The 23,050-nt window shown below is 70.0% G+C and carries 19 protein-coding genes and 1 tRNA gene; 11 read left to right on the top strand and 9 right to left on the bottom strand.

Going from position 1 to position 23,050, the window contains the following annotated elements:
- The first annotated feature begins 91 nt into the window (after positions 1-91).
- Positions 92-167 (top strand) — tRNA-Thr (locus ACEJ41_RS08690).
- 117 nt (positions 168-284) lie between these two features.
- Here ACEJ41_RS08690 and ACEJ41_RS08685 read toward each other — a convergent pair.
- Both ACEJ41_RS08685 and ACEJ41_RS08680 read right to left on the bottom strand, forming a co-directional pair.
- Positions 285-542 carry a hypothetical protein gene (locus tag ACEJ41_RS08685; RefSeq protein WP_374011885.1) on the bottom strand — a complete coding sequence of 86 codons (258 nt, stop codon included), beginning with the start codon at positions 540-542 and terminating at the stop codon, positions 285-287.
- 11 nt (positions 543-553) lie between these two features.
- A complete protein-coding gene (locus ACEJ41_RS08680; protein WP_374011884.1) occupies positions 554-868 on the bottom strand; it encodes a YkgJ family cysteine cluster protein in 315 nt (104 codons plus the stop codon).
- Between the two features lie 441 nt (positions 869-1,309).
- On the opposite strand from ACEJ41_RS08680, the gene radA reads away from it, so the two are divergent.
- Complete coding sequence (gene radA, locus ACEJ41_RS08675) at positions 1,310-2,695, top strand: DNA repair protein RadA (protein ID WP_374011883.1); 1,386 nt, start codon at positions 1,310-1,312, stop codon at positions 2,693-2,695.
- Between the two features lie 3 nt (positions 2,696-2,698).
- On the opposite strand, the gene ACEJ41_RS08670 is transcribed toward radA, so the two are convergent.
- On the bottom strand, positions 2,699-3,499 hold the full coding sequence (locus ACEJ41_RS08670; RefSeq protein ID WP_374011882.1) for an inner membrane protein YpjD: 801 nt from the start codon (positions 3,497-3,499) through the stop codon (positions 2,699-2,701).
- A gap of 88 nt (positions 3,500-3,587) precedes the next feature.
- Between ACEJ41_RS08670 and ffh the strand changes: the two genes are divergently transcribed.
- Both ffh and ACEJ41_RS08660 read left to right on the top strand, forming a co-directional pair.
- Entirely contained in the window at positions 3,588-4,967 is a 1,380-nt protein-coding gene (ffh, locus tag ACEJ41_RS08665) for a signal recognition particle protein (protein ID WP_374011881.1), read from the top strand.
- Positions 4,968-4,997: 30 nt separating this feature from the next.
- On the top strand, positions 4,998-5,822 hold the full coding sequence (locus ACEJ41_RS08660; protein WP_374011880.1) for an aminotransferase class IV: 825 nt from the start codon (positions 4,998-5,000) through the stop codon (positions 5,820-5,822).
- Between the two features lie 28 nt (positions 5,823-5,850).
- On the opposite strand, the gene ACEJ41_RS08655 is transcribed toward ACEJ41_RS08660, so the two are convergent.
- From ACEJ41_RS08655 to ACEJ41_RS08645, 3 genes are read right to left on the bottom strand one after another with little or no spacing between them, the layout of a single operon-like run.
- Positions 5,851-8,997 (bottom strand): efflux RND transporter permease subunit, encoded by a 3,147-nt coding sequence (locus ACEJ41_RS08655; RefSeq protein WP_374011879.1) that lies wholly within the window; start codon positions 8,995-8,997, stop codon positions 5,851-5,853.
- Positions 8,998-8,999: 2 nt separating this feature from the next.
- A complete protein-coding gene (locus tag ACEJ41_RS08650; RefSeq protein WP_374011878.1) occupies positions 9,000-12,104 on the bottom strand; it encodes a multidrug efflux RND transporter permease subunit in 3,105 nt (1,034 codons plus the stop codon).
- Positions 12,101-13,294, bottom strand: a complete 1,194-nt coding sequence (locus ACEJ41_RS08645) for an MdtA/MuxA family multidrug efflux RND transporter periplasmic adaptor subunit (RefSeq protein ID WP_374011877.1) — start codon at positions 13,292-13,294, stop codon at positions 12,101-12,103. The genes ACEJ41_RS08650 and ACEJ41_RS08645 overlap by 4 nt, the downstream gene beginning before the upstream one ends.
- 389 nt (positions 13,295-13,683) lie before the next feature.
- Here ACEJ41_RS08645 and rpsP point away from each other — a divergent pair, with 389 nt between their 5' ends.
- From rpsP to ACEJ41_RS08620, 5 genes are all read left to right on the top strand, one after another.
- Entirely contained in the window at positions 13,684-13,944 is a 261-nt protein-coding gene (gene rpsP / locus ACEJ41_RS08640) for a 30S ribosomal protein S16 (protein ID WP_374011876.1), read from the top strand.
- 38 nt (positions 13,945-13,982) lie between these two features.
- A complete protein-coding gene (gene rimM, locus ACEJ41_RS08635; RefSeq protein ID WP_374011875.1) occupies positions 13,983-14,513 on the top strand; it encodes a ribosome maturation factor RimM in 531 nt (176 codons plus the stop codon).
- A 10-nt stretch (positions 14,514-14,523) separates the two neighbouring features.
- Entirely contained in the window at positions 14,524-15,276 is a 753-nt protein-coding gene (gene trmD, locus ACEJ41_RS08630) for a tRNA (guanosine(37)-N1)-methyltransferase TrmD (protein WP_374011874.1), read from the top strand.
- 201 nt (positions 15,277-15,477) lie between these two features.
- Complete coding sequence (rplS, locus tag ACEJ41_RS08625; RefSeq protein ID WP_374011873.1) at positions 15,478-15,873, top strand: 50S ribosomal protein L19; 396 nt, start codon at positions 15,478-15,480, stop codon at positions 15,871-15,873.
- A gap of 118 nt (positions 15,874-15,991) precedes the next feature.
- A complete protein-coding gene (locus ACEJ41_RS08620) occupies positions 15,992-16,408 on the top strand; it encodes an RNA-binding S4 domain-containing protein (protein WP_374011872.1) in 417 nt (138 codons plus the stop codon).
- Between the two features lie 157 nt (positions 16,409-16,565).
- Here ACEJ41_RS08620 and ACEJ41_RS08615 read toward each other — a convergent pair whose 3' ends face one another.
- Complete coding sequence (locus tag ACEJ41_RS08615; protein WP_374011871.1) at positions 16,566-18,074, bottom strand: catalase; 1,509 nt, start codon at positions 18,072-18,074, stop codon at positions 16,566-16,568.
- Positions 18,075-18,244: 170 nt separating this feature from the next.
- Complete coding sequence (locus tag ACEJ41_RS08610) at positions 18,245-18,874, bottom strand: DUF937 domain-containing protein (protein ID WP_374011870.1); 630 nt, start codon at positions 18,872-18,874, stop codon at positions 18,245-18,247.
- Between the two features lie 122 nt (positions 18,875-18,996).
- Here ACEJ41_RS08610 and ACEJ41_RS08605 point away from each other — a divergent pair, with 122 nt between their 5' ends.
- Together ACEJ41_RS08605 and ACEJ41_RS08600 are read left to right on the top strand one after the other, a co-directional pair.
- The gene (locus ACEJ41_RS08605; RefSeq protein ID WP_374011869.1) at positions 18,997-19,698 is read left to right on the top strand and encodes a helix-turn-helix transcriptional regulator; all 702 of its coding nucleotides are present in this window, start codon (positions 18,997-18,999) and stop codon (positions 19,696-19,698) included.
- A 59-nt stretch (positions 19,699-19,757) separates the two neighbouring features.
- Entirely contained in the window at positions 19,758-20,381 is a 624-nt protein-coding gene (locus tag ACEJ41_RS08600; protein WP_374011868.1) for a glutathione S-transferase family protein, read from the top strand.
- 17 nt (positions 20,382-20,398) lie between these two features.
- On the opposite strand, the gene mutS is transcribed toward ACEJ41_RS08600, so the two are convergent.
- On the bottom strand, positions 20,399-23,020 hold the full coding sequence (gene mutS, locus ACEJ41_RS08595; protein ID WP_374011867.1) for a DNA mismatch repair protein MutS: 2,622 nt from the start codon (positions 23,018-23,020) through the stop codon (positions 20,399-20,401).
- Positions 23,021-23,050: the final 30 nt, after the last annotated feature.

The raw sequence follows: 23,050 nt of genomic DNA, 5'->3' as shown, positions 1-23,050 counted from the left end.
GCGCAGGCCCCGGATGCGGGGCGCGCCAAGGTTGGCCTGGCCGGCACGAACCGCTAGAATCCGCTCCCTTGGGCCGCCGTGCGTGGACCCCGCCGGAATAGCTCAGTTGGTAGAGCGGCGCATTCGTAATGCGTAGGTCGCAGGTTCGACTCCTGTTTCCGGCACCAGTTGAAAAAACAGGAAGGGCGGCCCAAGGCCGCCCTTCCTGTTTTGGTGTTCGTTCCAGCCCCGGCCGTCTTGCAGGCCTCGGACGAAAATCGTGCGTCGGCGCGGGCTGCCGGCGGCTAGCGCCGGCTCTTGCTCGCAGCGGCCTTGGCCGGGCGCGGCGGGGAGGCGCCATCGTCCGGGGCGATCTTCTTCAGCGCCTGGGTCACGCCGAGCACTTCGATCTTGCCGCCGGACTTGCGGAAGGCGTCGAGGTCGGCGGCGATGCGCTCGTGGGTCAGGCCACTGCTCTGCCCGCTCTTGCGGGACGAGAAGGCGCGGTCGGTCTTGGCGGCGGCGGCGGGGCGGGCGGACTTGGCGTTCTTCGGGCGTAGCATGGGATCTCCGGTCAGAAGAGGTGCAGCGGAATGCCGCGGGCGTTGCGGTCGAGGTAGTCGGCGCGCTCTGCGCGGCAGTAAGGGCCGGCCATGACGAACCTGCGACAGATCTGGGGGCGCGTGTCGTAGATCGTGCAGCGCATATGCGCAGGATCCACCGCCACGCACCAGCCTTCGGCGTCGCGCGCCATCACCTCCAGGCCGGCATCGGTATATGCCGTGAGGTGGGCGGGAATGCGGTCCCCGGCCTGCAGCACCACGGTGAGGCGGCAGCAGACCGCATCACACTGGCTGCACAGGGGCGCTTCATCGGCGACTGCGCTCATGCATCCGTTGCCTGGGCCGGCATGCCGGCCTGGTGGATGTGGCTCGTCATCTATGGGCGCTCCCGTAGGAGGCATCGCCCGATGGGCGGGCAATGCATTGGGGCATGCGCGGCGGGCGACGATGAAAGCGGTCGCACCGGTCGCACATGTATGGGAGAAACGCGACCATCCTACGCGATCGTGCCGTAACCACTCGTTACGAGAGCCGAAAAGGCCTGGAACACAAGGTTCCGGGGCCTGTTTGCGCACTGTTCGGGCGCAAAACAGGCCCCAGCCAAGCATCCCGGCGACCGCAGGCGATGGCCCGCTGGCCTGCCTGGGCCACTGTCGGCGCGCTAATCTGTCATCCGGGGCCGCCCGGCGCCGGGCGTTGCCACGGCACGCGGCGCGGGCACAAATCCCGTTCCGATCCGCTGGCTGCACGAAAAGGCAGGTGTGTGCGTGTCCAAGACCAAGGGCAGAACCGCCTATGTATGCGGTGATTGTGGCGCCGATTACAGCAAGTGGCAGGGCCAGTGCGGTGAGTGCGGCGCCTGGAATACCTTGTCGCGGGTGGTGCTGGAGCCGGCTGCCTCGCCCGCTGCCGGGCCTGCCGCACAGCGCCGTTCCGGCTGGGCCGGCAAGGTCGATCCGCCCCAGGTCACGGCACTGAAGGACGTCAGCCAGGCGGCCGAGGTGCGGGTATCCACCGGCATCGGCGAGCTGGACCGGGTGCTGGGCGGTGGTCTGGTCGAGGGCGCGGTGGTGCTGGTCGGTGGCGACCCGGGCATCGGCAAGTCGACCCTGTTGCTGCAGGCCGTGGCGCGCATGGCCGCGCAGTTGCCGGCGCTGTATGTCACCGGCGAGGAATCACTGGCCCAGGTCGCCGGCCGCGCAGTGCGCCTGGACCTGCCACTGGACAACCTGCACGCCCTGGCCGAGACCGGGATCGAATCGATCCTGCAGCATGCCGCGCAGGCCCGGCCGCGCTTGATCGTGGCCGATTCGGTGCAGACCCTGTGGACCGAATTACTGACCGCCGCACCCGGCTCGGTCAGCCAGGTGCGCGAGAGCGCGGCGCGGCTGGTGCGTTACGCCAAGGAAACCGGCACGGCGGTGTTCCTGGTCGGCCACGTCACCAAGGAGGGCGGCATCGCCGGCCCGCGCGTGCTCGAGCACATGGTCGATGCGGTGCTGTATTTCGAGGGCGAGAGCGGCAGCCGCTTCCGGGTGCTGCGCGCGTTCAAGAACCGCTTCGGCGCGGTCAACGAGCTCGGCGTGTTCGCCATGGGCGACAAGGGGTTGAAGGAAGTCCCCAATCCATCGGCCATCTTCCTGTCCGGCGCCTCGTCCCAGCCGGGCAGTTGCGTCATGGTCACCCGCGAGGGCACCCGACCGCTGCTGGTCGAGGTGCAGGCGCTGGTGGATGCGTCGCCGTTGTCCAACCCGCGCCGGGTGACGGTGGGCCTGGAACAGAACCGGCTGGCGATGCTGCTGGCGGTGTTGCACCGCCATGGCGGCGTGGCGGTGTCCGACCAGGACGTGTTCGTGAACGTGGTGGGCGGCATCCGCGTGCAGGAAACCGCCGCCGACCTGCCGGTGCTGCTGGCGGTGCTGTCGTCACTGCGCGACCGGCCGCTGGCCGACAAGACCGTGGCCTTCGGCGAGGTTGGCCTGTCCGGCGAGATCCGGCCGGTGCCCAACGGCGAGGAGCGGCTGCGCGAAGCGGCCACCCACGGTTTCGTCCGCGCGATCGTGCCCAAGGTCAATGCGCCGCGGTCGGGCAGCTTCAAGGGGCTGGAGGTGATCGCGGTCGAGCGCCTGTCGCAGGCGCTGGAGCACGCCTGAGGCTCAGCCCGTGGCCACCCGCTGCAATACCAGTTCCAGCACGAACTTGCTGCCGAAGAAGGCCAGCAGCAGCAGCGCCATCGCGGTCAGGGTCCAGTGGACTGCGCGGATGCCGCGCCAGCCGTAGCGCCAGCGCCCCATCAGCAGTCCGCCGAACACCAGCCAGGACAGCACGCTGAGCACGGTCTTGTGGACCAGGTGCTGGGACAGCAGGTCCTCAACGAACAGCACGCCGGTCAGCAAGGTGAGGGACAGCAGCACGAAGCCGACCTTGATGGTGCGGAACAGCAGTGTTTCCAGCCCGGTCAACGGCGGCAGCGCACGTAGCCAGGCATGGAACTCGCGCCGGCGCAAAGCGCGCTCCTGCAGCCACAGCATCATCGCCAGCAGTGCGGCGATGGCCAGGGTGGCGTAGGCCAGCAGCGCCAGCCATGCGTGCAGTTGCAGGCGCCAGTCCAGCGGCGGCGAGGGCGCATGGCCCATGTAGGCGTACACCGCCAGCAGCAGCGCGGCCAGGGGAAAGGCGAACACGCCCAGCGCGGCCATCCGTTCGCGTGCGCCAACCGTGGCAGTCAGTGCCGCCATCCCGAGGCTGACCAGCGACAGCGCCGAGAAGAAGTGCATGTCGGCGCCGCCGGTGATGCGCCACGCCACCACGAGGTGGTAGCTGGCGTGCAGGGCCACGCCCAGCAGCGCCGGCACGGCCCAGCCGCGCGCGCCCGGCAGGCGTGCACGCGCCACCGCACCCAGCAGGAGCAGTGCAGCGGCCAGGTAGGCAGCGACGGCGATGAGAACGATTGTCATCCGGCGAGTGTCGCACACGGTCCGATGCAGAGGAATGGTACAGCCGACGGCTATAATCGACGGCCGTTGACCCGGCTTCCGTGCACGCATGTTCGAATCATTGACCCAACGCCTGTCCGGCACCATGGAGCGCCTGCGCGGCCGTGGCCGGTTGACCGAATCCAACATCGGCGAGGCCGTGCGCGAGGTGCGTATCGCCCTGCTCGAGGCCGATGTGGCCCTGCCGGTGGTGCAGGCGCTGGTGCAGCGGATCAAGGTGCGCGCGGTAGGCCAGGAAGTACTGAAGTCGCTGACCCCGGGCCAGGCCCTGATCAAGGTGGTGCGCGACGAGCTGGCCGCGGTGATGGGCTCGGCCGCCAGCGACCTCAACCTCAACGTTCCGGCCCCGGCGATCATCCTGATGGCCGGCCTGCAGGGCGCCGGCAAGACCACCACCGTGGGCAAGCTGGCCCGGCACCTGAAGGACAAGCGCAAGAAGAAGGTGATGGTGGTCAGCGCCGACGTGTACCGTCCGGCCGCGATCGAACAGCTCAAGACCCTGGCCGAGCAGACCGGGGTGCTGTTCTTCCCTTCCGATGCGGGGCAGAAGCCCGAGGACATCGTGCGTGCGGCCATCGTCGATGCACGCAAGTCCTTCGCCGACGTGCTGATCGTCGATACCGCCGGCCGCCTCGCCATCGACGAGGCGATGATGGCCGAGATCAAGGCGCTGCATGCCGCGATCAATCCGGCCGAAACCCTGTTCGTGGTCGACGCGATGACCGGCCAGGACGCGGCCAACACCGCCAAGGCCTTCTCCGAGACGCTGCCGCTGACCGGCGTGGTGCTGACCAAGACCGATGGTGACGCCCGCGGCGGCGCCGCGCTGAGCGTGCGCTACATCACCGGCAAGCCGGTGAAGTTCGTCGGCACCGGCGAGAAGACCGACGGCCTGGACGTGTTCCATCCCGACCGCGTGGCCGCGCGCATCCTGGACATGGGCGACGTGCTGTCGCTGGTGGAGCAGGTCGAGCAGAACGTCGACCAGGAGAAGGCCGCCAAGCTCGCCGCCAAGGTGGCCAAGGGCAAGAAGTTCGACCTCAACGACATGCGCGACCAGCTCGAGCAGATGCAGAACATGGGCGGCATCGCCGGGCTCATGGACAAGCTGCCGGGCCTGGGCCAGGTACCCGAGCACCTCAAGCAGCAGGTGTCGCAGGGCCGCGAAGTGCCGCGGATGATGGCCATCATCGGCTCGATGACGCTCAAGGAACGGCGCAACCCGGGCTTGCTCAATGGCTCGCGCCGGGCCCGCATCGCGCGCGGCTCGGGTACCACCCCTGCCGACGTCAACAAGCTGCTCAAGCAGTACCAGCAGATGGAAAAGATGATGTCCAAGATGGGCCGTGGCGGCATGAAGGGCATGATGCGCGGCCTGCAGGGCATGATGGGCGGCATGGGTGGGCGCGGTGGCATGCCGTTCCGCTGATCGCGGCATCGGCGCGGCCGGGGGCGGGCGATGGGCAACGGCCTGACGGTCGCGCTGCTCAACGGCGCCGCGGCCGATGCCGATCCCGGCGCCCTGCGCGCGCTGGCCCAGGTCAACTACGGCCACAACACCGCACTGCAGGTGCGCGGAGTTGCGGCGCAGGGGCTGGGCCTGCACATGGCGCGCCTGCGCCAGGGCACGGCCGAACTATTCGATGCCGCGCTGGACGAGGCCGCGGTGCGCGGCTGGATGGCGCAGGCCGCACGCCAGGCCGGGGGCGACTGCTCGATGCGGGTGACCGTGTTCGCGCGCGGCTTCGACCACCGCCGGCCGTTGCAGGAGCTGGCAGTGGACGTGCTGGTGGTGGCTGCCGCGCCGCAGCCACCCCGGACCGGCGCGCTGCGCGTGCTGGCGCGGGATTTCCTGCGCCCGGTGCCGCACCTCAAGCACGTGGGCACCTTTCCGCTGTTCCACCATCGTCGCCAGGCGCAGCAGGCCGGCTATGACGATGCCCTGTTCGTCGATGGCCGGGGCGCGGATGCACGCATCGCGGAAGGTGCGTTGTGGAACATCGGCTTCTGGGACGGCCAGGCGGTGACTTGGCCGCAGGCGCCGGCGCTGCGCGGCACCGCCGAGCGACTGTTGCAGGCGGGGCTGGAGGCGCAGGACGTCGCCCAGGACAGGCGGCCGGTACACATGGGCGAACTGCCCGCGTTCCGGGCTGCGTTCGCCTGCAATGCCAATGCGGTGCAGCCGATCATCGCGATCGACGCGGTGGAATATGCGCAGGCGCCGGACCTGATGCAGCTGCTTGCAGACGCCGGCACGCATGCACCGTGGGAAGCGCTGGACTGAGCCTGCGCCGGCAGGTCAGTCGTCCACCTCAACCGTCCGCGCGACCACCATCGGCACGGGTCGAACCAGGCGCGCGCCGCTGCGCGCGTCGCGCCGTCGCTGCCCGTACCCGCGCACGCACCCGGTCCAGGGCCAGGAACACCGCCGGGGTCGTGTACAGGGTCAGCCACTGGCTGACCAGCAGGCCGCCGACGATGGCGATGCCCAGCGGCCGGCGCATCTCCCAGCCCTCGCCGGTGGCCAGCATCAGTGGCAGGGTGCCCATCAGTGCGGCCACGCTGGTCATCAGGATCGGGCGGAAGCGCAGGCGCGCGGCGTCCACGATCGCCTCCTCGGCGGCAAGGCCGCGCTCGCGCTGCGCGGCCAGGGCGAAGTCCACCAGCAGGATGGTGTTCTTCATCACCACGCCCACCAGCAGGAACAGCCCCAGCAGCGAGATCAGGTTCAGTTCGCTGTCGAACGCAAGCAGCGCCAGCAGCGCGCCGATGCCGGCCGAGGGCAGGATCGACAGGATCGCCAGCGGCTGGACCAGGCTTTCGTACAGCACGCCCAGCACCAGGTACACGGCCAGCACCGCGCCCAGGATCATCCACAGCTGGCGGTCGCGCAGCTGCTGCAGGCTGCCGGCGGCATCGCCCAGCTTGCCCTGCACGCTGGTGGGCAGCATCAACCGGCCCACCGCCGCTTCGATCGCCGCGGTGGCCTCGTCCAGGCTCACCTCGGGGGCCAGCGCAAAACTGATCCGGGTGGCGACGAACTGCTCGCGGTGCTGGATGCGGTCCTGGGCCATGCCGTAGCCCCAGTGCGCGAATGCCGACAGCGGCACGCGCCGGCCGTCGCCGGCGATGGTGTGCACCTGGTCCAGGGTGTCCGGGGTCTGGGTGTAGCGCGGGTCCAGCTCCATCACCACCCGGTACTGGTTGAGACTGTCGTACAGGGTCGCGACCTGGCGCTGGCTGAAGGAGTTGTTGAGTACGGTGGCCACCGTGCGCATGTCCACGCCCAGGCGCGCGGCCGCATCGCGGTCCACTTCCAGGCGCACCTGGCGCATGCCCTCGTCGCCGCTGGAATCCACGTCCACCAGTTCGGGCAGCGCGGCCATCGCCTCGCGCACCTTCGGCGTCCACTCGCGCAGCGGTTCGATGTCGCCAGACAGCAGCTGGAAGTCATAGTTGCCGTCGTCGTTGCCGCCACCGATGCGGATGTCCTGGTCCACCCACAGCCACATCACCCCGCCGGGTACCTTGGGCATCTGCTCGCGCAGGCGGTCGATGACCTCGCGGCTTGAGGCGCGGCGCTCGGACAGCGGCTTCATCTGGATCATGATGTAGGCGTTGTTCACGCCGGTGCCGCCGCCGATGTAGCCGACGATGTCCTCGATCGCCGGGTCGGCCAGCAGCAGTTCGCGGTAGGCCTGGATCTTGGGCTGCATCACCTGGAAGGACAGGCCGTCGTCGCCGCGGGCGAAGCCGCGCAGCTGGCCGGTGTCCTGCTCGGGCACGGTGCCCTTGGGTACCTGGGTGAACAGCCAGGCATTGAGCGCCACCGTGGCCACCAGCACCGCCAGCGCCAGCGGCACGTGGCGCAGGGTGGTGCGCAGGCTGCGCAGGTACACACTGCGCAGGCCTTCGAACAGCATCCCGCCCAGGCGCGCCCAGGGCCGCACCACCGCGGTGGGGTCGTGCGGGCGCAGCAGGCGCGCGCACAGGGCCGGGGTCAGGCTCAGCGATACCAGCAGCGACACCGCCATCGCCGCCACCAGGGTCAGCGAAAACTCGCGGAAGAGTTTTTCGACGAAATCGTCCAGGAACAGGATCGAGACGAACACCACCGCCAGGGCGATGTTCATCGACAGCAGGGTCGCCCCGACTTCGCCGGCGCCGCGCAGCGCCGCCTGCAGCGGTGACAGGCCGGCGCCGATGTGGCGGGCGATGTTCTCCAGCACCACGATGGCGTCGTCCACCACCAGCACCGCGGCCACGATCAGCGCCATCAGCGACAGGGTGTTGAGCGAGAACCCGGCCAGCCAGATGATCGCCAGCGCGCCGAACAGCGACACCGGGATCGCCAGCGACGGCACCAGCGCCGCGCGCCAGCTGCCCAGGAACACCAGTACCACCAGCACCACCAGCATCACCGCTAGCACCAGGGTGGCCTGCGCCTCGTGCAGGGTGGCGCGGATCACCGGCGAGCGGTCCATCACCACCTTCATGTCGATTGACGCCGGCAGCAGCGCCTGCAGGGTGTCCATCTGCGCGTGGATCGCATCCACGGTGCGGATGATGTTCGCCCCGGGTTGCCGGCTGACCACCAGCAGCACCGCCGCGCGCTCGTTGTGGAAGCCGGAGGCGTAGCGGTTCTCGGTGCCTTCGGCAACCTGGGCCACGTCGCGCAGGTGCACCGGGCGGCCATCGCGCCAGGCCACGATCAGGTTCTGGTACTCGGCCGCGGTGCGCAGCTGCAGGCTTGCCTCCAGCTGCCACTGGCGGTCGTCCTGCGCCACGTGCCCCAGCGGGCGCAGCGCGTTGGCGTTGCGGATCGCGCCGGCCACCTCGTCCAGGGCGATCCCGTACTGGTTCAGTGCACCCGGGTTGAGCGAGACGCGCACCGCCGGCAGCGAGCTGCCGCTGGCCTCGACCTGGCCCACGCCCGGGATCTGCGCGATCTTCTGCGCGATCACGGTGGAGGCCACGTCGTACACCTGGCTGGGCGAGAGCGTGGCCGAGCTCAGCGCCAGGGTCATGATCGGCGCCTGCGAGGGGTTGATCTTGCGCAACTGCGGCATGCCGGGCATGCCCGACGGCAACTGCGCACGGGCGGTGTTGATCGCCGCCTGCACCTCGCGCGCGGCGTCGTCCACGTTGCGGTCCAGCGAGAAGCGCAGGTCGATGCGGCTGCTGCCCTGGCTGCTGTTCGAGGTCAGCCGGGTGATGCCGGGGATGCTGCCCAGCGCGCGTTCCAGCGGCGTGGCCACCGTGGCGGCCATCGACTCGGGGCTGGCACCGGGCAGGTAGGCACTGACCTGGATGGCCGGGTAATCCACCTGCGGCAGCGGCGCCACCGGCAGGCGCACAACGGCCAGCAACCCGCACAGGACCACCGCGGCGGCAAGCAGCACGGTGGCCACCGGGCGCCGGATGAAGACCTCGGACAGGTTGAAGCGCTCGGGCTGCATTGTCAGGCCGTTGCGGCGCCGCCATCGTCCGCTGTCGCGGCCGGTGCGTGGCGCACGAAGCGGTCGAAGAACAGGTAGATCACCGGCGTGGTGAACAGGGTCAGCACCTGGCTCACCAGCAGCCCGCCGACCATCACCAGGCCCAGCGGCTGGCGCAGTTCGGCACCCGAACCGCTGGCGAACATCATCGGGATCGCCGCGAACAGCGCTGCAAGCGTGGTCATCAGGATCGGGCGGAAGCGCAGCAGCGCTGCGCGGTGGATCGCCTCGCGCGGGGCCATGCCTTGTTCGCGCTCGGCCTCCAGCGCGAAGTCGATCATCATGATCGCGTTCTTCTTCACCAGGCCGATCAGCAGGATGATGCCGATCACCGCGATCAGGTCCAGGCTGCGTCCGGTCAGCAGCAGTGCGGCCAGCGCGCCGACCGTGGCCGAGGGCAGGGTGGACAGGATGGTGATGGGGTGGATGAAGCTCTCGTAGAGCACGCCCAGCACGATGTACATCACCAGCACGGCGGCAAGGATCAGCCACAGGGTGCTGGACAGCGAGGCGCGGAACGCCTGGGCCGCGCCCTGCAGGCGCAACTCCACGCTGGCCGGCATGGCGAGGTCGGCGCGCACGCGCTCGATGGCCGAGACGGCTTCGCCCAGCGACGCGCCCGGGGCGAGGTTGAACGACACCGTGGCCGCCGGGAACTGGCCCAGGTGGCTGACCTGCAGCGCGGCCGGCCGGGTCTGGATGCTGGCGATGCCCGACAGCGGCGTCTGCCGGCCGTCGGCGGTGCTCACGTGGATGCGGCCGATCGCCTCCGGACCCAGCTGGAAGCGCGGGTCGGCCTCCAGCACCACCCGGTACTGGTTGGCATGGGTGAAGATGGTCGAAACCTGGCGCTGGCCGAAGGCGTCGTACAGCGCATCGGCCACCGCCGACACCGGGATGCCCAGGCGCGCGGCCGCGTCGCGGTCGATGTCCACCCAGGCCTGCAGGCCCTGGTCGGCCAGGTCGCTGGCCACATCGGCCAGCGCCGGCTCGTCGCGCAGCGCCTCCAGCAGGCGCCCGGTCCACAGCGACAGCGTGGCCGCATCGGGCGTGGTCAATGCGAACTGGTACTGGGTGCGGCTGACCCGGTCCTCGATGCTCAACTCCTGCACGGGCTGCAGGTACAGGTCGATGCCGGGCACCTGGGCGGCGCGCTGCTTGAGCCGCTCGATCACGCCCAGCGCACCGCTGTCGCGCTCGCCGTGCGGCTTGAGTTCGATCAGCAGGCGGCCGCTGTTGAGGGTGGCGTTGTTGCCGTCCACGCCGATGAACGAGGACAGCGAGGCCACGTCCGGGTCTTCCAGGATCGCGTTGGCCAGCGCCTGCTGGCGCCGGGCCATGGCATCGAACGAGATCGACTGCGGCGCCTCGCTGATGCCCTGCACCAGGCCGGCGTCCTGCACCGGGAAGAAGCCCTTGGGCGTGAGCAGGTACAGCACAGCGGTGAGTGCCAGGGTGGCCACGGTCGCGCCCAGCATCAGCGGCTGGCGTTCCAGCACCCAGTGCAGGCCGCGGTCGTAGGCGGCGATCACCCGGTCGAACATGTCGCCCTGCGCGCCGGATTCCTGCTCGTGGTCACCACCGCCGTGGCCGGCCTTGAGGAAGCGCGCACAAAGCATCGGCGTGAGCGTCAGCGACACCACCAGCGAGATCGCGATGGCCACCGCCAGGGTGATGGCGAACTCGTGGAACAGCTTGCCCACAACGTCGCCCATGAACAGCAGCGGGATCAGCACCGCGATCAGCGACACGGTCAGCGACACCAGGGTGAAGCCGATCTGGCGCGCGCCCTTGAGCGCGGCCTCCATCGCGCCTTCGCCGCCCTCCATGCGCCGGGCGATGTTCTCCAGCATCACGATGGCGTCGTCGACCACGAAGCCGGTGGCGATGGTCAGCGCCATCAGGGTGAGGTTGTTGAGCGAGAACCCGGCCAGCAGCATCACCCCGAAGGTGGCCACCAGCGACAGCGGCACCGCGATCGAGGGAATGATCGTGGCCGGGATGGTGCGCAGGAACACGAAGGTCACGCCCACCACCAGGGCGATGGCCAGCAGCAGTTCGTGCTGCACGCCCTTGATCGAGGCGCGGATCGACTCGGTGCGGTCGCTCAGCACTTCCACCTGCACCGCAGCGGGCATCGCTGCGCGCAGCTGCGGCAGCAGCGCCTGCACCCGGTCCACCACCTCGATCACGTTGGCGCCGGGCTGGCGCTGGATGTTGACCAGGATCGCCGGCATCGGCCCCGACCAGGCGGCCAGGTGGCTGTTCTCAGGGCCCTGTTCGACCGTGGCCACGTCGCCCAGGCGCAGCGGCGCGCCCTCGTTCCAGGCCAGGATCAGGTCGCGGTATTCCTGCGCCGAACGCATCTGGTCGTTGGCGTCGAGCATGATCGCCCGGGTCGGGCCGTCGAAGCTGCCCTTGGGCATGTTGACGTTGGCCGCCGAGATCGCGCGGCGGATGTCGCCCATGCCCAGGCCGGTGGCGGCCAGCGCCTGCGGATTGACCTGGATGCGCACGGCAGGGCGCTGCCCGCCGGCCAGGCTGACCAGGCCCACGCCCGGCAACTGCGACAGGCGCTGGGCCATGCGCGTGTCCACCAGGTCGTAGACATCGGGCAGGGCCATGGTCGGCGAGGTCACCGCCAGGGTGAGGATCGGGGTGTCGGCCGGGTTGACCTTGCGGTACACCGGCGGCATCGGCAGGTCGCCCGGCAGGAAGCTGGACGCGGCGTTGATGGCCGCCTGCACTTCCTGCTCGGCCACGCCCAGGTCCACCTCCAGCGAGAACTGCAGGGTGATCACCGAGGCCCCGCCCGAACTGGTGGACGACATCTGGTTGAGCCCGGGGATCTGCCCCAGCCGGCGCTCCAGCGGCGCGGTGACCGCGCTGGTGGTCACCGTCGGGCTGGCGCCCGGGTACAGGGTCATCACCTGGATGATCGGGTAGTCGACCTGCGGCAGCGCCGACACCGGCAGCAGCCGATAGGCGAACAGGCCCGACAGCAGCAGCGCCACCATCAGCAGCGAGGTGGCCACCGGGCGCAGGATGAAGGGGCGCGAGATGTTCATCGCCGCGCGGCCGGCCCGGCCTCGTCATCGGCCTCGTCGTCGGCGTCGGCGTCAGCGTTGCCTGCGGCAGCCACGACCTCGACCTTGCTGCCCTCGTACAACCGGTCCAGCCCTTCCAGTACCACGCGCTCGCCGGCCTCCAGGCCCGCGGCCACCGCCACCCGGTCGCCATGGCCGGCGCCAAGCTGCACCTGGCGCACACTGGCGGTGTCGTCCTCGCCGATCACGTAGACGTAGTTGCCCTGGCTGCCGAACTGCACCGCGGCATCGGGGATCGCGATCACCTCCTCGCTGCCCAGGCGCAGGCGCACGTTGACCGACTGGTTGGGGAACAGGGCATCGTCGGCGTTGTCGAACAGGGCACGCAGGCGCAGGGTGCCGGTCTGGGTGTCGATCCGGTTGTCCAGGCTGGACAGGGTGCCGGTGGCCAGCAGCTGGCGCTCGTCGCGGTCCCAGGCCTGCACCGCCAGCGCCGCCTTGCCGCCGCGCTGGACCGCCGCAGCCACCGCGGCCACCACCGTTTCGGGCAGGGCGAAGACCACGCTGATCGGCCGGGTCTGGGTGATGGTGACGATGCCGTCCGCATCACCGCTGCGCACCAGGTTGCCCACGTCCACGCTGCGCAGGCCCACGCGCCCGTCGATGGGCGCGACGATGCGCGTGTACTCCAGTTGCAAGCGGGCTTCATCGACCGCGGCCTGGTCGCTCTCGCGCCGGCCCTCGAACTGCCGCACCTGCGCCTGCAGGTTGGCCACGTCCTGGGCCGACACGTAATTGCCGCCGGCCAGGTCGCGGTAACGCTGCAACTGGATCCGGGTGTTTTCCAGCTCGGCCAGGTTCTGCTTCTGCTGGCCGATCGCATGCGCCAGCTGGATCTTGAACGAGGCCGGGTCGATCTGCGCCAGCAGCTCGCCGGCGCGCACCCGCTGGCCTTCGTCGAAGGCCACCCGCAGCAGCTCGCCCTCCACCCGCGAACGCACCGTGACCGTGCGCAAGGGGGTGACGGTGCCCAGTGCCTTGAGCTCCACCTCCAGCGGGCCGCGCTCGGCCAGGGCCACCCGGACCGGCGTGGGCGGGCGCTCGCCGCCCCAGCCGCCGCCGCTGCCGTCCGGGGCGGCATCCCCGCCGCTGCATGCGCGCCAGGTCAGCAGCACGGCCAGGCACAGGCCGACCAGGATGAGGAGTTTCACGGAGCGGGGGATGCGGGTCATGGACGATCGGATTCAGGGGGGAGGGCGTGCGGCCGCAGTGCCCGGCCGCAGTGCAGCGGTCGACATTGCCGGTGGGAACAGGGTGTGGAAGCGCCGCAGACCCGTGCGAGCGGTCCCGGGCAGCGCTGATATGAATGACCAGATGATACGGAAACAGTTCCCGGCCACCGTGTGACGTTGGTCATGGATGGGCGACGGCGGGCATGGAGATGCGGGCCATGCGGGGCATGGCAGCCGGGCGGTGATCGACGGCCGTGCCGGCCGGGCCGCGGGCCGCGACGGGAGGGCGGGTTTCCCCGGCGGCGCGGTTTCGCTAGAATTGCAGGCTTACCTCGCCATCCCGGCGACTGGGCAACACCGAAAACACCATGGTCAAGATCCGTCTTACCCGCGGCGGCGCCAAGAAGCGCCCCTTCTACCACATCATCGTCACCGACTCGCGTGCAGCCCGTGATGGCCGCAACATCGAGCGCGTGGGCTATTACAACCCGGTCGCCCAGGGCGGCGAGCAGCGCGTCGTGCTGGACGTGGCCCGGGTCGACCACTGGGTCGGCAATGGCGCGCAGATGACCGACAAGGTCCGCAACCTCTACAAGGATGCGGTCAAGGCCCAGGCCGCGGCGGCCTGATCGGCCAGGCCGCCGGCATCAGCGGCGGCCCTCCCGACATGCATGACGAAGAGCGCCCCACCGCGTCGCAGAAGCAGGTTCTTCTGGGCAGGGTGATGGGCGCCTTCGGCGTGCGCGGCGATGTCAGGCTCGAGTCCTGGACCGAGCCGCGCGCACGCATTTTCAGCTACCAGCCGTGGATCCTGCGTGCGCCCTCCGGCGCGGAGCGCGAGTTGCGCGATGCGCGCGGCCGCGACACCGGCAAGCACGTGGTCGCCACGCTGCCCGGCTGCGAGGACCGCGATGCGGCCGAGGCCATGCGCGGCACCGAGATCTGGGTCGCGCGCGACGCCCTGCCGCCACCGGCGCCCGGCGAGTACTACTGGGTGGACCTGGAAGGGCTGCGGGTGGTCACGGTCGAGGGCGTGGACCTGGGCCAGGTCTCGCACCTGCTGTCCACCGGCGCCAACGACGTGCTGGTGGTGCGCGGCGAGCGCGAGCGCATGCTGCCCTTCGTCCAGCCCGATTACGTCAAGGCGGTGGATTTCGACACCGGTACGATCACGGTGGACTGGGATCCCGAGTTCTGACCACCGCCCCATGCGCATCGACATCGTCAGCCTGTTCCCCGAGTTCGTCGAGCAGTGCGCCGGCTTTGGCGTGACCGGCCGCGCACGCGAGCGCGGGCTGCTGTCGCTGCATGGCTGGAACCCGCGCGACCACGCCGACGGCAATTACCGCAAGGTCGACGACCGCACCTTCGGTGGCGGACCGGGCATGGTGATGCTGGTCGAGCCGCTGCGCCGCTGCCTGCAGGCCATGCGCGCGGACGATCCGCGGCCAGCGCACGTGGCCTACCTCACCCCGCAGGGGCGCCGGCTGGACCAGGCGCGGGTGCGTGAGCTGGCCGCATTGCCGCGGCTGGCGCTGCTGTGCGGGCGCTATGAGGGGATCGACGAGCGCCTGGTCCAGGCCGAGGTCGACGAGGAGATTTCCCTGGGCGACTACGTCCTGTCCGGCGGCGAGCTGGCGGCGGCGGTGGTGGTGGACGCGGTGGCCCGGCTGCAGGAAGGCGCGCTGAACGACGCCGGCTCGGCCGAGCAGGACAGCTTCGAGGATGGGCTGCTGGATTGCCCGCATTTCAGCCACCCGGTCGAGCATGCCTACGGTACCGTGCCGGAGGTCCTGCGCTCGGGCAACCACGCGGCGATCGCGCGCTGGCGCCGGCAGCAGGCCCTGGTCCGGACCTGGCAGCGGCGCCCGGACCTGCTCCAGGGCCGCGTGTTGTCGGCGGCCGATCGCAGGCTGCTGGACGAGGGCCTGCAGCCGCCGGCCACCGATCCGGTGGCCTGATTCCGCGCCTGCCGGTCCCGATCCAGCAATCGCTAGCCATGGCCCGCTGGGCGGGCTAGAATGCCGGGTTCCTGTGGGCCAGCGGCCCGGCCGGGTGACCGGCGGCAGGATCCAGAACAACAAACGCGCAGCGCGATCCTGCGACTGCGTCAGCCCGAGTTGTCGAGACGACACGCCCACCCGAACCAAGAGTCGGCCACCATGAGCAAGTTGAACAAGTCAATCGTCGCGGAGTTCGAATCCGCCCAGATCACCCGCGAACTGCCGCATTTTGCGCAGGGCGATACCGTCGTGGTGAACGTCAAGGTCAAGGAAGGCAACCGCGAGCGCGTGCAGGCCTACGAGGGCGTGGTCATCGCGACCAAGAACGCCGGCCTGAACTCTGCCTTCACCGTGCGCAAGATCTCGCATGGCCACGGCGTGGAGCGCGTGTTCCAGACCCACAGCGCCACCATCGACTCGGTCCAGGTGAAGCGTCGCGGCAAGGTCCGCGCCGGCAAGCTGTACTACCTGCGTGGCCTGGAAGGCAAGGCTGCCCGCATCAAGGAAGACCTGGCCGCCGTGGCCAAGGCCAAGGCCGAGAAGGCCGCCGGCTGATCGGCGCTCGCCGGATTCCGGATGCACCCGCAACGGCCGCCCTCGGGCGGCCGTTCGCGTTTGCGGCATTCCTGCTCCGTCCTCTTGATCGGCTGGCTGCCGCCTCCATCTTTCGGCCATGACCACCACGACGCCAGCATCGGACCCGCAGGTCAGCGTGCGCCTGGATGTCTGGCTGTGGGCGGCGCGTTTCTTCCGCACCCGTAGCCTGGCGCGGCAGGCGGTGGAAACCGGCAAGGTCGAGGTCGGCGGGCAGCGGCCCAAGCCCTCGCGCGCGGTGCGGGTGGGCGAGGTGCTGCGGGTCATCCGCGGCGAGGAAACCTTCGAGCTGGAAGTGCTTGGCCTCAGCGATACCCGCGGCCCGGCGCCGGTGGCGCAGGGGCTGTACGCCGAAAGCGGGCAGTCCAGGGCCGCGCGCGAGCAGCAGCGGCTGCAGCGGGCTGCGATGCGCGATGGTTACCGTCCGCCTGAACATCGTCCGGACAAGCGCGCCCGGCGCCTGATCCAGGCCCTGGGTGATATCGACGCGACCTGAGGCACCCTGACTTCCGTCGTCCAGCGAAGAACGCGGCGACATGAAGCTCGATTTGCCCAGGCGCGATCGCTGACACCGACGATTCGGCCCGACGTGCAGGGGGCGGGTGCATCGCCGCCCGGAGTCCGGGCGGCGCGTGTCCTGGCCTATTCCCGGCCTATTCCTGGCCCAGGCTGTTGGGCGACTGCTCGGCGGCGAATGCTCCGAGCTTGCGCAGGGACGCTTCCACGCCTGCGCCGTAGGCCGGGTCGGCCTTGCTGCAGTTGTCCACGTGGCGGCGCTTGATGAAGTCCGGCGCATCGCCCATCGCGCGGGCGGTGTTGTCGAACAGCACCTGCTGCTGGGCCGGGCTCATCAGCCGGAACAGATCGCCCGGCTGCTTGTAGTAGTTGGAGTCGTTGTCGCGGAAATCCCACCAGTCCGCATCGCCGTTGATCTTCAGCGGCGGCTCGCGGAACTGCGGCTGTTCCTGCCACTGGTTGAAGCTGTTGGGCTCGTAGTGCGGCAGGCGGCCGTAGTTGCCATCGGCGCGGCCAACGCCGTCGCGGTGGTTGCTGTTGACCGGGCAGCGCGCGGCGTTGACCGGGATCTGGTGGTAGTTCACGCCCAGCCGGTAGCGCTGCGCGTCGGCGTAGTTGAACAGGCGCGCCTGCAGCATCTTGTCCGGCGAAGGAGCAATACCCGGCACCAGGTTGGACGGCGCGAACGCGCTCTGCTCGACGTCGGCGTGGAAGTTCTCCGGATTGCGGTTGAGCTCGAACTCACCGACCTCGATCAGCGGGTAGTCGCCCTTCGGCCACACCTTGGTCAGGTCGAACGGGTGGTAGGGCACCTTCTCCGCGTCGGTTTCGGGCATGACCTGGATGTACATCTTCCACTTCGGGAAGTCGCCGCGCTCGATCGCCTCGAACAGGTCGCGCTGGTGGCTCTCGCGGTCGTTGCCGATGATGTCGGCGGCCTCGGCGTCGGTCAGGTTCCTGATGCCCTGCTGGGTGCGGAAGTGGAACTTCACCCAGAAGCGCTCGCCCTGGTTGTTCCAGAAGCTGTAGGTGTGCGAACCGAAGCCGTGCATGTGCCGGTAGCTGGCCGGGATGCCGCGGTCGCTCATGACCACGGTGACCTGGTGCAGGGCTTCGGGCAGCAGGGTCCACCAGTCCCAGTTGTTGGTGGCCGAACGCATGTTGGTGTGCGGATCGCGCTTGACCGCCTTGTTGAGGTCGGGGAACTTGCGCGGGTCGCGGATGAAGAACACGGGGGTGTTGTTGCCCACCATGTCCCAGTTGCCTTCCTCGGTGTAGAACTTCAGCGCGAAGCCGCGGATGTCGCGCTCGGCGTCGGCCGCGCCGCGCTCGCCGGCCACGGTGGTGAAGCGGGCGAACATCTCGGTCTTCTTGCCCACCGACTCGAAGATCTTCGCGCGGGTGTACTTCGTGATGTCGTGGGTGACGGTGAAGGTGCCGAACGCGCCCGAACCCTTGGCGTGCATGCGCCGCTCCGGGATCACCTCGCGCACGAAGTTGGCCAGCTTCTCGTTGAGCCACACGTCCTGCGACAGCAGCGGGCCGCGCGGGCCGGCGGTCAGGCTGTTCTGGTTGTCCGGCACCGGGGCGCCAAACTGGGTGGTCAGGTGGGTGACAGGGCACTTCTTGTCGGATGGCTTGCTCATGGCTGGCTCCTGCGCAGGTAATTGCGGATCAAGGATATCGACAGGCTCTGGATTAGTTAAATCGAATAAAGAGAACCTATCGATAGGCAAACACGATCAGTCGGCTGCGGCCTCGATCGGCCGTCGGGATCGCGCCGGCCGGCCTGCGGAGGGGGGCCGGGCGCGTCGGTTCAGCGCTTGCCGCCGAGCAGGCCGCCCCCGATCTTGAGCAGGTCGCCCAGGCCGAGCTGTCCGTCGCCGTCCTGGTCCAGCACTGCGCCGAGCAGGCCGCCGCCCACGCCACCCTGCTGGCGCACCTGCTGCTGTTCCTGGCCGAGGATCGAGCCCAGCAGGCCGGCGCTGGGGCTGGCGCCGGCAGCGGCACCCTGGCCCTGGAACATTTGCCTGGCCAGGAATGCCAGCACGATCGGCGCCAGGATCTTCAACAACTGGCCGGCCTTGTCGCCACCCAGGCCGGTGGCCTGGCCCAAGGCGGCCTCGGCGCGCGGCTGCTGTCCGCCCAGCACGTGGCCGAGGATGCCGGCGCCATTGGTCTGCCGGCTCTGGGTGCCGCCGAGCACTGCGCCGAGCAGGCCGCCCAGGTCCGGGCCGCCGGAGAAATCGTTCTGCAGCGCGCCGAACAGGGCCTGGGCCCCCTGCGGCTGGCTGGCGTTGCGGCCCAGCGCGCCCAGCAGCAGCGGCAACGCCGCGCTGACCGCGCCGGCGGTCTGGGCCTGGCCGACGCCGAGCTGCTGCGAGATCTGCTGCAGGGGCGCGCCGGACAACTGGGCGAACAACTGATCGGTCAGGGTGCTGCTCACGGAACTCTCCTTGGTCGTTGCCCGCGGGTGCGGGTGCCCAATGTAGCGCTCCGGACGACCGCCGGCTCGCAGCGTGGCATCGGGTGGCGGTTATGCTGCCGATTCCCCGCCGGAGCCGTCGCATGAGCGTGCGTGCCACCCGCCTGCTGCAACTGCTGGACCAGCTGCGCCGCCGGCGCACGCCGGTGCGTGGCGCGCAGCTTGCCGAAGTGCTGGAGGTCAGCCTGCGCACCGTGTACCGCGATATCGAGGCGTTGCGCGGGCAGGGCGCGGTGATCGACGGCGACCCGGGCGTGGGCTATCGCCTGCGCCCGGGCTTCATGCTGCCGCCGATGATGTTTTCGGCCGAGGAACTGGAGGCCCTGGCCCTGGGCGCGCGCTGGGTCGCAGCCCATGCCGACCCGGAGCTGGCCGCCGCCGCCGGCCAGGCGGTGGACCGGATCACCGGGGTACTGCCGGGCGAGCTGCGCCTGCAGGTGGAAACCTCCGGCCTGTTTGCCCCGGACTGGAACACGGTTGCGCCCGAACCCTGGTTGCCGCTGCTGCGCCGTGCGATCCGCGAGGGCCGGGTGCTGCGCATGCGCTACCGCGATGGCAAGGACCAGGTCAGCGAGCGGGTGGTGTGGCCGTTCGCGATGGCGTTCCTGGCCGACATGCGCCTGCTTGCGGCCTGGTGCGAGGCACGCGCGGATTTCCGCCATTTCCGCGCCGACCGGGTGCTGGCCCTGGAGGACACCGGCCGGCGCAGCCCGGAGCCGCGCCATCGCCTGCTGCGCCGCTGGCGCGCCACGCACCAGCCAGGCGCGACGGTCGATTGCTGCTGACAGCGGCTGTCAGCAGCGGCGCCACACACTGCAGCCTCCTTCCCGCACCGGAGCGTGCCGTGACCGAAAGCCTGACCTTCTACACCCACCCCATGTCCCGTGGCCGCATCACCCGCTGGATGCTGGAGGAAACCGGCCTGCCCTACGAAGAGGTGGTGCTGGACTTCGATACTTCGATCAAGTCGCCCGAGTACCTGGCGCTCAATCCGATGGGCAAGGTCCCGGCGATCCGCCATGGCGACACGGTGGTCACCGAAAACGCGGCGGTGTGCGCCTACCTGGCCGAGCTGGTGCCGGACAAGCGCCTGGCGCCGGCGGCCGGCTCGCCCGGACGCGGCAGCTATTACCGCTGGATGTTCTTCCTGGCCGGGCCGGTGGAGTCGCTGGTCACGGCCAAGCTCGCCGGTGCGCTGGGCGTCGCGCGCAGCGCCGGCTACGGCCGCGAGGAGGATGTGCTGCGCACCCTGGAACAGGCGGTGGCCGGCAAGGAGTTCCTGGACGGCGACCACTTCACCGCGGCCGACCTGCTCATGGCGTCCTTCCTCGGCTACTACATGATGATCGGCGCGATCGAGAAGAACCCCGTGTTCGAGGCCTATGCCGCGCGCCATGCACAGCGCCAGGCGGCGCTGGTGGCCAACGCCCGCGATGACGCGCTGGCAGCGACGCTCGCCGCCGCCTGACCGCGACCACCCGCCGGCTACAGCAGCGACTTCAGCCGGTACAGCGCTTCCAGCGCCTGTTTCGGGCTCAGTTCATCCGGATCCAGCGCGGCCAGGGCTTCCTGCGCCGCCGATGGCGCGGCGGCGAACAGGCCGATCTGCTGTGGTGCGTCCAGCGCCTGGGGCGCCATCTGCGCCGCGTGGGTCTGGCGCCCGCGTTGCTCCAGTTCGGACAGCCGGCGCCGGGCCTGGGCCAGGGTCGCCCTGGGCAGGCCGGCCAGTGCGGCCACCTGCAGGCCGAAGCTGCGGTCTGCCGCGCCATCCTTGACCGCGTGCATGAACACCAGCGCATCGCCGTGCTCCACCGCATCCAGGTGCACATTGGCGATGCCGCTGCCGGGCGTGGCCAGCGCGGTCAGCTCGAAGTAGTGGGTGGCAAATAACGTCCAGCAGCGGTTGACCGTGGCCAGGTGGCCGGCCACCGCGTCGGCCAGGGCCAGGCCGTCGTAGGTGGAGGTGCCGCGGCCGATCTCGTCCATCAGCACCAGCGAATGCTCGGTGGCGTGGTGCAGGATGTAGCTGGTCTCGGCCATCTCCACCATGAAGGTGGACTGGCCGCGGGCCAGGTCGTCGCCGGCACCGATGCGGGTGAGGATGCGGTCGATCGGGCCGATCTGCGCGCGCGCGGCCGGCACGAAACTGCCGATGTGGGCCAGCAGCACGATCAGCGCGTTCTGGCGCATGTAGGTGCTCTTGCCGCCCATGTTCGGGCCGGTGATCACCAGCATGCGTCGCGGCACGACCTCGGGGTTGTCGGCGCTTTCGGCGTGCAGGAGCAGGTCGTTGGGCTCGAACGGCTCCTCGCGCACGGCCTCCACCACCGGATGCCGGCCGCGCTCGATGCGCAGGCAGGGCGAATCCACCAGCTGCGGCTGCGACCAGTCCAGCGCCTGGGCGCGCTCGGCGAAGCCGGCCAGTACGTCCAGCTCGCTCAACGCGGCCGCGCAGCGCTTGAGCGGTTCGAGCCCGGCATTGAGCGCATCCAGCAGCGCCTCGTAGAGATACTTCTCGCGCGCCAGCGCCCGTTCGCGCGCCGACAGCACCTTGTCCTCGAACGTCTTCAGTTCCTCGGTGATGTAGCGCTCGGCGCCGGTCAGGGTCTGGCGCCGGGTGTAGTGCACCGGAGCCTTGTCCGCCTGTCCCTTGCTGATCTCGATGTAGTAACCGTGCACGCGGTTGTAGCCGACCTTGAGCGTGGCGATGCCGGTGGCCTGGCGCTCGCGCGTTTCAAGGTCGACCAGGAACTGGTCGGCGTGGGTGGACAGCCGCCGCAGTTCGTCCAGCTCGGCGTCATGGTCCTCGGCGATCACGCCACCGTCGGCCAGCTTCAGCGGTGGCTGCGCGGCCACTGCACTGGCCAGCAGGTGCGCGGTCTCGTCGTGCTGGCCCATCTCCGCGGCCAGCGCGGCCAGCCGCGGCGAATCCAGCGGGGCCAGCACTTCGCGCAGCGCCGGCAGCATCGCCAGGCCGTCGCGCAGGGTGGACAGGTCGCGCGGGCGTGCCGAGCGCAGCGCAACCCGGGTGAGGATGCGCTCGATGTCGCCCAGGCCGCGGAAGCGCTCGCGCAGGTCGGTATCGGCACCGCGTTCGATCAGGGTCGCCACGGCGTGGTGGCGCTCGCCCAGCACGCGGCGGTCGCGCAGCGGGCGGTGCAGCCAGCGTCGCAGCAGGCGCCCACCCATCGGGGTGATGGTGGAATCGAGCACGCCCAGCAGGGTGTGCCGGGTCTGGCCGTCCACCCGCGTATCCAGCTCCAGGTGGCGGCGGGTGGCCGCGTTCATCGCGATGGCTTCGCCGGCGGTTTCCACCGCAATCGAGGTCAGGTGTGGCAGGCGCTGCTTCTGGGTTTCCTCGACGTAGCCGAGCAGGGCGCCGGCCGCGCCCACGGCCAGCGGCTTGTCCTCGATGCCGAAGCCGGTGAGGTCGTGCAGGCCGAAGAAACGCAGCAACTGGCGGCGTCCGCTGTCGGGGTCGAACAGCCAGGGCGGGCGGCGCCGGCTGGCACCGGAGATACCCAGTGCAGGCCAGCCTTCCTCGTCCGGCAGCAGCAACTCGGCCGGCTCAAGCCGCGCCAGCTCGGCCAGCAGCGCGTCATCGCCCTGCACCTCGTTGACCATGAAGCGACCGCCGGCCAGGTCGGCCCAGGCCAGGCCGTAGCCGCGGCTTCTGTCGGATGTTGTGCCGCGCGCCACCGCCATCAGCAGGGTGTCGCGGCGCTCGTCCAGCAGCGCCTCGTCGGTGACCGTGCCGGGCGTGACCACCCGCACCACCTTGCGCTCGACCAGGCCCTTGCTGGTTGCCGGGTCACCGACCTGCTCGCAGATGGCCACCGATTCGCCCAGCGCCACCAGCCGCGCCAGATAGCCCTCATAGGCATGCACCGGCACACCGGCCATCGGGATCGGCGCGCCGCCGGAACTGCCGCGCTGGGTCAGGGTGATGTCGAGCAGCCGCGCGGCCTTGCGCGCGTCGTCGTAGAACAGCTCGTAGAAGTCACCCATGCGGAAGAACAGCAGCAGGTCCGGGTACTCGGACTTGGCTGCGAAGAACTGCTTCATCAGCGGGGTGTGTTCGGGCTGCGCGCCGCTCGGTTTGGCCATTGCGTGGTAGTCGGGACTGGGGGTCTGGCG

Source organism: Pseudoxanthomonas koreensis, from assembly GCF_041890415.1.
GTDB classification, from domain to species: domain Bacteria; phylum Pseudomonadota; class Gammaproteobacteria; order Xanthomonadales; family Xanthomonadaceae; genus Pseudoxanthomonas; species Pseudoxanthomonas koreensis_A.
This window is presented reverse-complemented; position numbering and strand designations above follow the sequence as displayed.

Coding starts and splice junctions, on each gene's coding strand:
- rpsP (WP_374011876.1), top strand. CDS start 13,684: ATGGTCAAGATCCGTCTTACCCGCGGCGGCGCCAAGAAGCGCCCCTTC.
- trmD (WP_374011874.1), top strand. CDS start 14,524: ATGCGCATCGACATCGTCAGCCTGTTCCCCGAGTTCGTCGAGCAGTGC.
- ACEJ41_RS08615 (WP_374011871.1), bottom strand. CDS start 18,074: ATGAGCAAGCCATCCGACAAGAAGTGCCCTGTCACCCACCTGACCACC.
- rimM (WP_374011875.1), top strand. CDS start 13,983: ATGCATGACGAAGAGCGCCCCACCGCGTCGCAGAAGCAGGTTCTTCTG.
- ACEJ41_RS08605 (WP_374011869.1), top strand. CDS start 18,997: ATGAGCGTGCGTGCCACCCGCCTGCTGCAACTGCTGGACCAGCTGCGC.
- ACEJ41_RS08685 (WP_374011885.1), bottom strand. CDS start 542: ATGCTACGCCCGAAGAACGCCAAGTCCGCCCGCCCCGCCGCCGCCGCC.
- ACEJ41_RS08680 (WP_374011884.1), bottom strand. CDS start 868: ATGAGCGCAGTCGCCGATGAAGCGCCCCTGTGCAGCCAGTGTGATGCG.
- rplS (WP_374011873.1), top strand. CDS start 15,478: ATGAGCAAGTTGAACAAGTCAATCGTCGCGGAGTTCGAATCCGCCCAG.
- ACEJ41_RS08670 (WP_374011882.1), bottom strand. CDS start 3,499: ATGACAATCGTTCTCATCGCCGTCGCTGCCTACCTGGCCGCTGCACTG.
- ACEJ41_RS08650 (WP_374011878.1), bottom strand. CDS start 12,104: ATGAACATCTCGCGCCCCTTCATCCTGCGCCCGGTGGCCACCTCGCTG.
- mutS (WP_374011867.1), bottom strand. CDS start 23,020: ATGGCCAAACCGAGCGGCGCGCAGCCCGAACACACCCCGCTGATGAAG.
- ACEJ41_RS08655 (WP_374011879.1), bottom strand. CDS start 8,997: ATGCAGCCCGAGCGCTTCAACCTGTCCGAGGTCTTCATCCGGCGCCCG.
- ACEJ41_RS08620 (WP_374011872.1), top strand. CDS start 15,992: ATGACCACCACGACGCCAGCATCGGACCCGCAGGTCAGCGTGCGCCTG.
- ffh (WP_374011881.1), top strand. CDS start 3,588: ATGTTCGAATCATTGACCCAACGCCTGTCCGGCACCATGGAGCGCCTG.
- ACEJ41_RS08660 (WP_374011880.1), top strand. CDS start 4,998: ATGGGCAACGGCCTGACGGTCGCGCTGCTCAACGGCGCCGCGGCCGAT.